The sequence below is a fragment of the Nostoc sp. C117 genome, assembly GCF_043099735.1.
GTDB lineage: Bacteria > Cyanobacteriota > Cyanobacteriia > Cyanobacteriales > Nostocaceae > Nostoc.
The window spans coordinates 2330183-2343377 of the sequence record NZ_CP170991.1 but is presented as its reverse complement, the minus strand read 5'-3'; the positions used below and the strand labels follow the sequence as shown (position 1 = coordinate 2343377).

Sequence of the window (13195 nt, the reverse complement as noted above, 5' to 3'; positions counted from 1 at the left end):
CCTAAATTTATCTCGCACTACACAGCCAGTTTTGTCAACTAGAAGCTTTCAAAGCCTCTTCCGCTTGGGAGTGTAACAATAAACCATATTCCAAGCCTTCCACCACCGCTTGATAGGAAGCTTCCAAAATGTTGGTAGAAACTCCTACCGTTGTCCAGCGTTGACGACCATTGCCCGATTCTACCAACACACGGGTTTTTGCCGCAGTGCCCGTATGTCCGTTGAGAATCCGCACTTTGTAATCTGTCAAATCAAAAGTTGCGATGTGGGGGTAAAAATTCACCAAAGCTTTGCGTAAAGCTGCATCCAAAGCTGCCACAGGACCGTTACCTTCCGCCGCTTCCAGAATATTTTTCCCCTCAACAGCAAGTTTGACTGTGGCTAGGGCGTTACTACTTTCTTTCCCTTCAATCAAGTCGCAGTGGACTTGAAAACCTTTGACTTCAAAAAACTTCTGGCGTCCTCCCAAAGCTTCGTGCATCAACAGGGCAAAACTCGCCTCTGCGGCTTCAAATTGAAATCCTTCACTCTCCAAATCTTTGAGGCGCTGGAGAATTTGCTTAGCCTCTACTTTGAGTTGATCTAGTTCAATGCCAAAACTGCGGGCTTTGGCTAAAACATTGCTCAGTCCAGACTGTTCCGAAATCACAATGCGACGACGATTTCCGACTTGTTCCGGTTTAAGATGTTCGTAAGTCAGGGGATTACGTTCCACGGCGGATACATGAATACCACCTTTGTGTGCAAAAGCCGAACGTCCGACAAAGGGGGCATGTTCATCAGGAGCAAGATTCACCACCTCGCTGACAAAACGGCTAGCTTCTGTAAGTTGTGTGAGCTGGTCTTCTCTGATACAACTGTAACCCAGCTTCAGTTGTAAATTGGGAATTAGCGAACAAAGGTTAGCATTGCCGCAACGTTCACCATAACCATTAATTGTGCCTTGTACCATCTTTGCCCCTGCCATGACGGCGGCTATTGCGTTAGCAACCGCCATTTCCGAATCGTTGTGAGTGTGAATGCCAATTTGGGGCATTGGTGACTGGGGACTGGGGATTAGGGACTGGGAAGAGTCTTTCCTAGTCCCCAGTTCCTCAGTCACCTTGACTACATCTTGGACAATTTGGCTCACTTCGTGGGGTAAAGTGCCGCCATTTGTATCACAGAGGACTAGCCATTCTGCACCGGATGCGATCGCCACGTCTAATGTCTGTAAAGCATAATCTCGATTCTGCTTATAGCCATCAAACCAATGTTCGGCATCGTAGATCACGCGACGCCCTTGAGAACGGAGGTACTCAATAGTGTCACCAATCATTGCTAAATTTTCTGCTAATGTCGTTTTGAGTCCGGCTGTGACATGTAAATCCCAAGACTTGCCAAAAATCGTTACCCAGCGAGTTCCCGCGGCCAGAATGGCCTGTAGCATCGGTTCTTCGGCAGCAGAAGTATTGGGGCGTCGAGTCGAACAAAAAGCCACAACTTCTGAATGTTTGAGCGGATCTTCTTGGAGTTGCCAGAAAAATTGAACATCTTTAGGATTGGCACCAGGCCAACCGCCTTCAATAAAGGGAATTCCCAGTTGATCGAGTCTTTTGGCAATGCGTAACTTATCTTCTATCGATACTGATAGCCCCTCGCGCTGAGTGCCATCCCGTAATGTAGTGTCATAGAGCCAAAGTTGAGGTGAAGAATTTGTGGTCATAAAACTGGGACCGACGAGACAACTTTCAAGGCGATGTGTCAATATACAACAAAAAGCCAGTTTGGCAATTTCAAAAATGCCTAAAATACTAGCTCAAGGTAAAACAATTGAGGGCGTTCAGGGAGGTAATCTCCGAAAAATTTTGCGGAAAAATAGTATTGGCCTCTACAATGACGGTGCTAAGGTAATAAACTGTTGGGGTATTGGCAGTTGTGGTATCTGCGCGGTTAAGGTAGAGAGCAAAGTATCAGCGGCGAATTGGCGCGATCGCCGTTTTCGATCGCTTCCTCCCCATTCTCCTACAACAAACCTGCGTAAGAAATAGTCAAGCCCAGGTTTTAGGAGATGTTAATGTGACAAAATTTGATAGATTTTGGGGACAAGTTTCTCGAATAGTGTGGACACCAAAAGGTTAAAAAGGAGTAAGACAAGATGGGTAGATGGACACCCTTAATATTAATGGCTGGAGGTTTAGCCATTTTGCTTGGTACATTACTGGGCATAAATTTTCCTATGGGCGTACAAACCGCTAACAATCCCGGTGGCAAAGCAGCGAAAGTCCTGCCAGCTAATATTAATGTTAATAGCAGTGCAGGAAGCCGGAATGATGAAACTGCAACTGAAGAACCTGAAACAACCCCAACAAATCAAAACAAACGCTCTATTGTAGCCCCAAGACCTGATAACAGGAGCAATGTTGCCCAGAATCCTGCCAATGATTCAACCTCATCTCCTGACAATACAACAGACTCTAATAATACAGATAGTTCCACAACAAACACACAATCAACCGATTCAAATCAAAGCAGCGAACCAATTCGAGCGTTGTGGTAAAGGTTACTAGTCTTTAGTTATTCCTTTATTAGTTATGATTTATTAGTTATGTACTAATGATAAATGGCTAACGATCGATGACTAAATGACTAATGACTAGTGAAATTGTAATTATTGGTAGCGGCGTTATTGGTTTAGCGATCGCCATTGAACTAAAACTGCGCGGGACAAGTGTCACCGTGCTTTGTCGTGATTTTCAGGCTGCCGCTACCCACGCCGCCGCCGGAATGTTAGCACCAGATGCCGAAAAAATCTCTGATGAAGCAATGCGTTCGTTGTGTTGGCGATCGCGTTCCTTATATCCCGACTGGACACATAAACTAGAAGACCTGACAGGCTTAAACACTGGTTATAGGCCTTGTGGTATCCTCACACCCCTTTTTGAACAAGGCCGGGGAGCAGGGAAGCGAGGGAGCGAGGGAGGAGGTAAAAAAGAGGAGTTTTTCCCCTGTGCCCCTGTGCCCCTGTGCCCCTCTGCCTCTTCCCCAGCTTACTGGTTAGACCAAAAAGCAATCCATCAATATCAGCCAGGATTGGCAGCAGAGGTCGTTGGCGGATGGTGGTATCCGGAAGATGCACAAGTTGATAATAAAGCACTCGCTCAAGTGTTGTGGACAGCGGCAGAGTCTCTTGGCGTTGAAATCAAAGAAGGCGTTACAGTAGAAGGATTTTTACAGCAACAGGGACAAGTTGTGGGCGTGCAAACCAATGCTGGAGTAATTCGCGCCGCCCACTATGTTTTAGCCTCAGGTGCTTGGTCAAATGAGTTGTTACCGCTACCCGTGCGTCCCCGAAAAGGGCAAATGCTGAGTTTGAAAGTGCCGGAATTGCTGCCGGACTTGCCCTTGAAGCGGATTTTATTTGGGGAAGATATTTATATTGTACCGAGAGGCGATCGCATCGTTATTGGGGCAACCAGCGAAGACGTTGGTTTTAGACCCCACAACACCCCAGAAGGCATTCAAACATTACTACAAGCTGCCATTGAGCTATATCCGCAATTAAAAGATTATCCCATCGAAGAATTCTGGTGGGGATTTCGTCCAGCCACCCCCGACGAATTACCCATCCTAGGCACCAGTTATTGTCAAAATTTAACCCTTGCTACAGGTCATTACCGCAACGGTATTCTACTTGCGCCCATAACAGCAGCCTTGATTGCCGATTTAATTTTAGAAGAAAAATCTGACCCCCTACTTGCTGATTTTCACTATTCGCGCTTCCAGACTAAGCCATCTACCTCCACCCCAATGCTGACTCATTCTGCCAACTTCGCCAACGGACACCGTATCGCAGACGCGATGAATCTAGACGCGATGAATCGCGTCTCTACAAATTCTCCACTAATTATCGCTGGCAAAACCTTTCAATCGCGGTTGATGACGGGAACTGGCAAGTATCGCAGCATTGAAGAAATGCAGCAAAGCATCACCGCCAGCGATTGCCAAATCGTCACTGTCGCAGTGCGGCGAGTCCAAACCAAAGCCCCTGGACACGAAGGTTTAGCTGAAGCCTTGGATTGGAAAAAAATCTGGATGTTACCCAATACCGCAGGTTGTCAAACTGCGGAAGAAGCCATTCGGGTAGCGCGTTTGGGGCGAGAAATGGCGAAATTGTTGGGACAGGAAGATAATAACTTCGTGAAGTTAGAAGTAATACCCGATCTTAAGTATTTACTTCCAGATCCCATTGGAACACTACAAGCCGCAGAACAACTAGTTAAAGAAGGCTTCGCAGTACTGCCCTATATCAACGCTGACCCCATGTTAGCCAAGCGTTTAGAAGAAGTAGGCTGTGCCACGGTGATGCCTTTAGCATCGCCTATTGGTTCTGGACAAGGGTTGAAAACAACTGCCAATATTCAAATTATCATCGAAAATGCTGGTGTACCAGTGGTAGTAGATGCTGGAATTGGTTCACCCTCAGAAGCCGCCCAAGCAATGGAATTGGGAGCAGACGCCTTATTGATTAATAGCGCGATCGCTCTTTCTCCAAACCCACCAGCAATGGCTCGTGCCATGAATTTAGCAACAGTAGCCGGTCGCCTGGCCTATCTTGCTGGCAGAATGCCTATCAAAGACTACGCCAGTGCTAGTTCACCCCTGACTGGGACGATTAGTAGTTAGAAAATGGGGCATGGGGAGATGAGGGGACAACGGGACAACGGGACAAACAAAACTCCTAACTCAGCACGGGCTAAACGCCCCGCTATCGCTAACAGCACTCCTAACGCAATCCCCAATGTAACGATTTGTCTAACAGTTCCAGAGCAGAAGTACCATTTATGTAACATTAAATGAACAATTAAGAAAAGATAAAGGAATTAATTCATGCCCTATACAACCGAAGAAGGCGGTCGCCTGAATAATTTTGCCAAGGAACCGAAGATTTATCAAGCAGAACCTCCTACAGAAGGGCAAAAACGAACCTATATTTTTCTAGGAGTTGCTGCTACAGTTTTGGTTGTAGGCTTGATTGTAGTCGCCTTCTTTGTTTCCCAAAAAACTTGAGCTTAAAACATTTTAATAAAATTTCATCTTTATAGTTTTTCAGGTTCCGATTTCAGGAGGAGCCTGCTTTTTTATTTTTTGTCTAAATTGAATTAGAGATTAAGTATAATTACATGGTTTTTCATTCTCCCAATCCTGAAAGGCTTAAGTTATCCTGAGTCGTGCAACATACACTTAAAAATCATTTTCATAATCAAATTTTTAGCTGAATTAGATGCACCTATAAATGTAATGTATACTGTGTTTTGGCTCTTTAGCCGCCATGAGCGTGAATGACACTGCACACAACAACAATTTTAATTTGAATCGGCAAGTGTACCAACGCTTAAAACTTGCCTTAAGTCTTGGTTTACGGCGACAAGTTTTTTTCGCAGTATGTGATGATTTACACTTAAGAAACCAAGTAGCAGCACGTTTACATTCGACATTGGCTTATCCTGTCGGACAAGTGCTATATCAACCATCAAATGCCCAAGAAAATAGCAGTCCAGCTTATCCGCGATTAGTCACGTTGCGGTTGAATTTAAAAGATCCCAATCTTATAGTTCAGGTAAATCAATGGTTGGCTAATTATCCACCGCCAATTATTGGGGCATCAAAAGATACTCCAGGAAGGACTTCTCCAATACCAGCATTTCAGATTGTTGGCGTAGAGCAGCTAACCAAGGAACCAGTAGCAACACAGCGTTTATTTTTGCACTATCTCCGCTTAAGCGAGCAATATTTCTCTACACAAGAATCTAGTCGATTCCTAGAATCTAACTTACTGTTGTGGTTACCACGTCCTTGGTTATCTGCTATTCAACAATCAGCACCACAGTTTTGGCGTTGCCGTACTGGCGTATTTGTGTTTGCTGGAGAACCCACACCAGCAACTCAAAATTCCCACTATTCAGAACGTTTTTCTAATTCCAGAAGCTTTGATGTAGACAATCTTGAGCAGTCCATAGCAGATGAATCTGTTCCCGAAAGACAACTGAGAACCGCAGCCACTGAGTTAAAGTCTGGGAAAAATTCTGACTTACCAGCACGGACACCAGCGAATAATTTACACCACACCCAGGGAACTTCGCCATCAGTAACAGATTTGTCGAAGAATGTGCCACAACCGATGGAATTCACTATTAGATCTGGAAGTGGTAATAATAATCAATTGCTGTCCTCTTTATCTCATATTAGCAGCGAGTTAACGGAGCTAGTAATAGCAACAATCAATACAAATATTGTTGAAAATACAGAAGATTATTTGCAACCGCAGCAAATTTTGTTGGAGATTGAAGAATTACATTCACAGCAAGTTCTTGGGGAAGTATTGGCGGAAGCTTATCATCGCTTGGGGAACTTATACCGCCTTCGGATTGAGCAAGGAGAGTCAACTTTAGAAAATTTAATGGTGGCAATTATTGCCTATCAGGAGGCAATTAGCTATGACGAAACCTCACCGCAAATCCCAGATATTTTAAATGACTTGGGTACGCTCTATTGGATGTTATATCGCACACCACCCAATTCAGAAGAGGGACATACTTATATAGAGCAAGCAATAGAATTTTATCAGTTGGCGTTAAACACAATCTCACGCCAAACACATCCTGAAACTTATGCCCGAGTGCAAAATAATTTGGGGACAGCTTATGGTGATTTAGCTCGTTTTTCTCACCCGTCTGAAAATTGGCAACAAGCAGTTTTAGCTTACAGCGAAGCACTAAACTACCGTACAGCTGATATGGATTCATTAAAGTATGCTGCTTGTCAAAATAATTTGGGTACTGCTTATTGGCATTTAGGGCAATACAATCAGCCGATTGTACATTTAAAGAAAGCGATCGCAGCTTATAAAGAAGCACTTCTACATTACAACCCCCAAGAGGAACCGCTCAAATATGGCATGATTCAAAACAATATCGGCACTGCCTATTGGAATCTGGCACAATACGAACAACCTGCCGAAAATTTACAACTAGCGATTGATGTATATAGCGAAGCTCTTAAATATCGTACCCCAGAGAATGTTCCTAACGCCTGTGCCGCCACTCAAAATAATCTCGGTACTGCCTATTGGCATTTAACAAATTTATCTCAAATAACTAAAGAAAAACGGCAAAAATATTTGCAACTATGCATTACTGCTTACGAAGAAGCTATAGCTTTAGCCCATTCACTTAAGGGAAATTCTTTAAGTTTTGATTTGCTTGCTTCTTATAATAACTTGGCATTAGCACATTATCAATTAGTAATAGATAAGTCTTTTAATGGGGACAAAGCAACTCGTTCTCAACATTTAGAAATAGCATTAGATAATCATTTACAAGCCTTAAACGGATTGAGTAAACAACCAGAGGCTTATCAAACAACCTTCGCTTATGTGGTAAAAACAATTCGTGCTTTCCATAATGAATTAGGGATACAAGGACAAAATTTGGCTTTATCTAAAGTTCCTCGCCAGTTGTTACCAGAAATTTTGTCCAAATTATAATTTAAACCTGCTAAGTTAAATTTATTGTTGTGTAAATTATCTAGCTAGGTTTTTTATTCCTTATCTAGTTGAGTTTTCCTATTTATTTGGCTTTTTTATTGTTTACATCAGGTTTTATTGGCTCAATTGACTTGACACTTTCTATCTTATTTTCTTGCTGATTTAGTTTGCCATTAGGCATAATTGTCCCAGCCAGTTTAGTATTTTGTAATTTGGCATCTTCCAGATTGGCTTTTTGCAAATTTGCGCCTTCCAGATTGGCATTTTCTAGATTTGCATCCTTGAGATTAGTGTCAAATAGAATAGCATTTTGTAATTTGGCACCACTAAGATTAGTACCGCTGAGATTGGCACCACTAAGATTAGCCCATCGCAGATCAACTTCATTTAAGTTGAAATTTCTTAGATCTCCACCACTGAGATTACATTCTTGGCAATCTTTAGTTCCTAACAATTTTCTGACATTTTCAGCTACTTCTTTTCTCACTGTATCTGCTTGAGAAGAAGCTTGCCAAAGTTTGATTTCGCCTAATGCACTACCAGTAACAAGAGTCTTAGCATCAGGAGTAATAGCGATCGCTTCCACCCAAGCAGCATGATTTTTGAGAACCCGAATCAAGTCCCCGTTACTGATGTTCCACATCTTCACTGTCAAATCCCTAGAACCAGTGAAAAGAGTTTTACCATCTGGGCTAAAAGCGATAGTATCAATAGTACCGTTATTTCCTGATAGAGTATGGTTCTTTTGAGTATCTTCACCTACAAAAGGAATCTTCACTTTATCAGAATTCAAATTCCACAGTTCTAAGCTACCAAAGTTTCCGCTATCAGCTAACATTTGACCGTCATTACTTATGGCAATTTCGATTACTTTGGGGGATTGTGTCGTTAGAGTATTTAATTGTCTTTTATTTTTTAAGTCCCAGAGATCGACTGTGTTAGCTTCATCACTGCCAATGGCTAATATCTGCTTTTGGGGACTAAAGGAAACACCATTAACTGTTCCTGTACCTCCAGACAAAGTTGTAACTAGTTTTTGAGTATTTAAGTCCCAAATTTTAATAGTTTTTTTAGTTTTTTTGTCAGCATTAGGTTGATTTTCATCGTTCACACTAATTAACGTTTTATTGTCAGGATTAAATGCAATAAACTTAACCTCATTTGTATAAGTATCAAAATTATGTAGCAGCTTTCCTGTGTTTAATTCCCATAGTTTTACTGTTTTATCTTCACTAGCACTGGCGATTTGTTTGCCATCAGGACTAATAGCAACAGATTTGATAGAAGCAGAGTGTTGAGAGAGGGTGTTGAGAAGTTGACCATTTTCCAAACTCCAAACTTTCACCTTGGGATCGTCGCTACCACTCACAAGGATTTTGCCATCGGAGCTAATTGCTAGGGAAGTAATCCACTGACTACCGCTGGAAGGTTCAGCAATGGTACGGAGTAATTGAGTATTTCGCCAAGCTTCTGGAGGTAAAGTGTTTTTAGAGTTTGCTTCTGCTGTTTTTGGGGTTTGTGAGGATGGTTGAAAGTTAAACCACAGCAACACTACAACAGTAAAAACTACCGCTAGTAGTGTTAAAAATGTTATCGTCTTTCGAGATATTTGCCTTGACGCCATTACTTAATTTAGATATGCGATTTGTTTGTAAGTAGTTTAATCAGAGATTAATCTATGTTAGTATAACTTTATCAATACATAACAGAAAAATTACCAGATAGTGAGAATATGCAGAATGGAGCGATCGCAATTCAGTAGTGCAACCTAGATAAAAACTTGACACCGCCAACCATATAGCATTGCGTTTCTCACATCAGGTACACAAAGAAATAATTAACCACAGTATGAGGCACACAGCTAGCATCTACAAAATCAAATACTAGTGCTATATAATTTTTTATTTTCAGTAAACTTACGGTACTTTAGCGTAAGTTACTATATTTAAACTGTGTTTGTTAAAGTTTGACCGCGCTGCAAACTCTATTGAAGTTGCATAAACTGCCTCAAATTAATATTTAAAGCGCTATTATAGCGTTAGCAATCAGATTAAACCTCATCTAAGTTGAGAACCGTAGTTTTCGCCCTCACCCTAAATCCCTCTCCCAGATCTGGGAGAGGGACTTTGAAATTCTAGCTCCCCGAATCCCAGATATGGGAGAAGGGGTTGGGGATGAGGGCAAATCTTTTTCATCCGAGAAGAACTACAGGTTTCAAGATGGACGAGGTTTAGCTAAAATATTTTTGGGAATTTAAACAGAAGTTAACCAAGCTATCGAGGTATTGTTAAACAGCAATCCTTTTTCCACACTAACGTTTATCTATTAATAAACTGAAAATAAAAAGATGTAGTTTCTAGTTGAAATTACTTTGAAAACATTAAGATTTTTTCCTAATGCTGTCACTTAAATGGTGTGGATGTTCTTGTGCAGATGAGTCTCATAAAATGATTGCACGTCAGCAAAAGTCTAAACTTTTGTGGATAGCAGTGTATTTACTAGCGTGTTTTTTGGTTGCAGAATGGAGTGTAGGCTTGTGGAGCAAAAGTTTATCCTTACAAGCAGATGCAGGACATATTCTTGCTGATGTATTAGCGTTATTGATATCGCTATTTGCAACTTTTTTTGCCCAACAACCTGCTAAAAGTAAGGCAACATTTGGCAACCAGCGTTTGGAAGTGCTTGCAGCTTTAATTAATGGGTTTAGTTTAATAGCGATCGCTAGCTTTATTCTCTGGGAAGCAATCCATCGTTGGCAAAATCCAGAACCAATTTTGGGTTTACCAATGTTGTTCATTGCATTTTTGGGTTTAATCGTTAATATATTTAGCATGAAATTGCTTCATCCCCACACTCATAACGATTTAAATCTACAAGGAGTATTTTTACACGTAATTGCTGATACTGTCAGTTCTGTGGGTGTAATTATTGCGGCCTTATTAGTTCATATTTGCCATTGGTGGTGGGCGGATGCTGTTATTAGTTTCCTAGTTGCTATTTTTATTGGTTTAAGTGCTTTCCCTTTAGTAAAAGAAAGCCTAAACATATTTTTGGAATATGCGCCGGAATCCATTAATCCAGATGAAGTAAATATATCTATTAAATCTTTTCCAAATGTATTGCAAGTAGAGAAACTACATATTTGGAAAATTAGTTCTAATAGTGTGATGCTATGCGCGAATTTAACCGTGGAATGTGCAACTATTCATGAACGCGATCGCCTGTTGCAAAAATTGCAAATTCATCTACAAAAAAGTTTTGGAATTACAGACATAACTTTACAACTCAGTAGCGATAAATCTCTCCCAGAAGCTTCCATTAATCCATTACTAAATCAGGATTTAGCCTTAATGTTGTTTGCCAATCAATCCCGCTCAAACCTTTAGCCGGTCATAATTTTGAATTCGGTGCAGCGGGACTAATGTCAACTAAAACTTTTATTTGCAGGAGATTCGTAAGGATTCAGGTCTAATATTGGGGAAGCAAAGAAGAGCGAGAAAGATGATTATTAGAAGCAGCAATTAGAGCTTATACAAAAAATCAATCACAGACCGATCTTGACGATTCTTTGATTCCTTGTGAATATTCAGGCAACAAATCAATCATTAGATTCCAGTTTGAGTAACGAATTTGGTCAGCAAGGTTCAACTCAAGGAGAACCTCCTGCTCCCCCTGCAAGAATCTGTATCAATCTTAAAGTGAAACGGTATTAGAGGGGATGGAGGGTAAAAGACAAACTGTTTGAGTGGTTTATTCGATACACTTCCTTCGATTTTGATACTCTTCAGATGTACGGAGATTTTTTCAAAAATCAGATAGCAGTCCTATAGAATTTTGGGCAATTTCTGATAAAACAGATATTGAACTGAGTCTGCTGGGGCAAAATAGAAGACATGACGATTGAATCGAATTCCTCAAATCTACCAACCCCAGAACCTATCCCAAAAAACGACTTGCAACCAGATGACTTTGATGGTGGTGTAACTGAGAATCACCTAAACTCAGAAGCACTAGCGACACAAAAAGCCTTATCAGCTTTGCAATCTCCGCAAAATACAACGACTCTGCAACAAGCCCGTTCTGACTTCAAGCAACGCATTACCAAGCAATTTACAGTTAAGCCAAGGGCATTGCTGCTAATCTTTGTAGCGATCGCTTCCACTCTCATTGGAGTTATCTTGAATAACTGGATCGTCGGCATAGCGGGAACCTTGGTAACTTTGCTGTTATCCTTAGCGATATTATTGCCTTGGTTACTCGAAGTTTTTGAGGAGTGGTTTTCACCCTTAGAACGGACGCTGTTTGTTGGCTTTTTCGGATTAATCATAGCCATCATCGGTTTGATCCGGTTTACAGGTATAGGTGATCGCTTGCTGCTTTTAGGACGCCAGATTAACTGGGACACTGCTGGTAGCCTTGCAGACTGGTTTGGCGCTTTGGGGCAAATTCTCATCGCCATCATCGCTGTTTACGTAGCTTGGCGACAATATGTCATTTCCAAAGACTTGACAATTCAGCAAAATATGCTGACAGTTCAGCAAAATATTATCACCCAGCAACAGACGATTGATTCCTATTTTCAGGGTGTTTCAGATTTGGTATTAGATGAAGAAGGATTATTAGAAGATTGGCCTCAAGAAAGGGCGATCGCAGAAGGACGTACTGCGGCAATTTTAAGTAGTGTTGATGGTAGCGGTAAAGCGAAAATTCTTAGGTTTCTCTCACGTTCCAAATTATTGTCACCTCTCAAACGCGATCGCTTATTAGGTCGAGCCATTCTTGATGGAACTGGCGGATATGCAGAAGACCGTCTCGAAGGTGTGCGCGTCATCGATTTAGGCGTAATGCTAGCCGCAGCAGACCTTTCTGGTACAGATTTGCGTTGGACTGACCTCAGCGAAGCTAATCTTGTCCGCGCCAACCTGGGCGGTTGTGATTTAGTAAAAGCCAACCTCTCGCGCACAATTTTATATGGTGCTAATCTCAATGGTGCTGACATCAACGGGATTCGCTTATTCTATGGTGTAGTAGATAAAGCATCACCCCGCAGTCGCACTGAACCACCAGATTATCAAACAGGCGAACAAACTGGCGCTGTGGTGGAAAATGCCGATTTCAGCAATGTGCAACGCATGTCTGAGTCTACACGTAACTACTGTTGCGCTTGGGGTGGCGAAAAAACTAGAGGTACTATTCCTGATGGTTGTGAAGGTATTCCTAATAAATTGGGACGATAATTATACTAAATTTAAATACTTTGACGGTCATCAGTCATCAGGTAATGTAATCTGCGATCGCAATTAAAGGCATAGCTTTATTTCCAAAACAAGCGAGTTCTGTTTTGGCTTGTCCGGCAAGACCAGTGGGAGCGCCTCAAAGACCTATTGCCAGGAAGAGAAGGTCATGTCGGTGGAACAGCGAAAGACAATCGGTCGTTCGTGGAAGCCGTGTTATATCGCTACCGAGCAGGTATCCGGTGGCGAGACTTACCTGAACGGTTTGGGGACTTCCGAGTGGGAGCAGTAAAAGTGCTTTCTCAAACAAAATTCCAGAAACTTATGCAATCTTAGAGCAATTAGCAAGTGCTTATGTATAGATTTGTTAGCAACTAATATAAAGAATCTGCAAAGATATCCGTCTAAATCTAAGTAAATACTCTAGATTGATTTA

8 protein-coding genes and 2 pseudogenes are annotated in these 13195 nt (G+C 41.7%); 8 read left to right on the top strand and 2 right to left on the bottom strand.

The features are described from left to right. Positions 1 to 34: 34 nt before the first annotated feature. On the bottom strand, positions 35 to 1705 hold the full coding sequence (gene cimA, locus ACFG4S_RS10680) for a citramalate synthase (protein ID WP_392534768.1): 1671 nt from the start codon (positions 1703 to 1705) through the stop codon (positions 35 to 37). A gap of 76 nt (positions 1706 to 1781) precedes the next feature. Here cimA and ACFG4S_RS10675 point away from each other — a divergent pair. The 5 genes and pseudogenes from ACFG4S_RS10675 (at position 1782) to ACFG4S_RS10655 (ending at position 7525) form a co-directional block, all read left to right on the top strand. Continuing rightward, positions 1782 to 2121, top strand: a pseudogene (locus tag ACFG4S_RS10675) ((2Fe-2S)-binding protein). Between the two features lie 16 nt (positions 2122 to 2137). Then, complete coding sequence (locus ACFG4S_RS10670; RefSeq protein ID WP_392534767.1) at positions 2138 to 2539, top strand: hypothetical protein; 402 nt, start codon at positions 2138 to 2140, stop codon at positions 2537 to 2539. Between the two features lie 92 nt (positions 2540 to 2631). After that, positions 2632 to 4665 carry a glycine oxidase ThiO gene (thiO, locus tag ACFG4S_RS10665; protein WP_392534766.1) on the top strand — a complete coding sequence of 678 codons (2034 nt, stop codon included), beginning with the start codon at positions 2632 to 2634 and terminating at the stop codon, positions 4663 to 4665. 204 nt (positions 4666 to 4869) lie between these two features. Then, positions 4870 to 5049 (top strand): photosystem II assembly protein Psb34, encoded by a 180-nt coding sequence (gene psb34, locus ACFG4S_RS10660; RefSeq protein ID WP_392534765.1) that lies wholly within the window; start codon positions 4870 to 4872, stop codon positions 5047 to 5049. 262 nt (positions 5050 to 5311) lie between these two features. After that, the gene (locus ACFG4S_RS10655) at positions 5312 to 7525 is read left to right on the top strand and encodes a tetratricopeptide repeat protein (RefSeq protein WP_392534764.1); all 2214 of its coding nucleotides are present in this window, start codon (positions 5312 to 5314) and stop codon (positions 7523 to 7525) included. 82 nt (positions 7526 to 7607) lie between these two features. Here the strand turns inward: ACFG4S_RS10655 and ACFG4S_RS10650 are convergent, their stop codons facing one another. Next, the gene (locus tag ACFG4S_RS10650) at positions 7608 to 9149 is read right to left on the bottom strand and encodes a pentapeptide repeat-containing protein (protein ID WP_392534763.1); all 1542 of its coding nucleotides are present in this window, start codon (positions 9147 to 9149) and stop codon (positions 7608 to 7610) included. Positions 9150 to 9972: 823 nt separating this feature from the next. On the opposite strand from ACFG4S_RS10650, the gene ACFG4S_RS10645 reads away from it, so the two are divergent. The 3 genes and pseudogenes from ACFG4S_RS10645 to ACFG4S_RS10635 form a co-directional block, all read left to right on the top strand. Then, complete coding sequence (locus tag ACFG4S_RS10645) at positions 9973 to 10911, top strand: cation diffusion facilitator family transporter (protein WP_392534762.1); 939 nt, start codon at positions 9973 to 9975, stop codon at positions 10909 to 10911. A 507-nt stretch (positions 10912 to 11418) separates the two neighbouring features. After that, positions 11419 to 12762, top strand: coding sequence for a pentapeptide repeat-containing protein (locus tag ACFG4S_RS10640; protein WP_392534761.1), 1344 nt, complete (start codon positions 11419 to 11421; stop codon positions 12760 to 12762). A gap of 99 nt (positions 12763 to 12861) precedes the next feature. Then, positions 12862 to 13038: pseudogene (locus tag ACFG4S_RS10635) on the top strand (transposase); the annotation flags it as partial. Between the last annotated feature and the right edge of the window lie 157 nt (positions 13039 to 13195).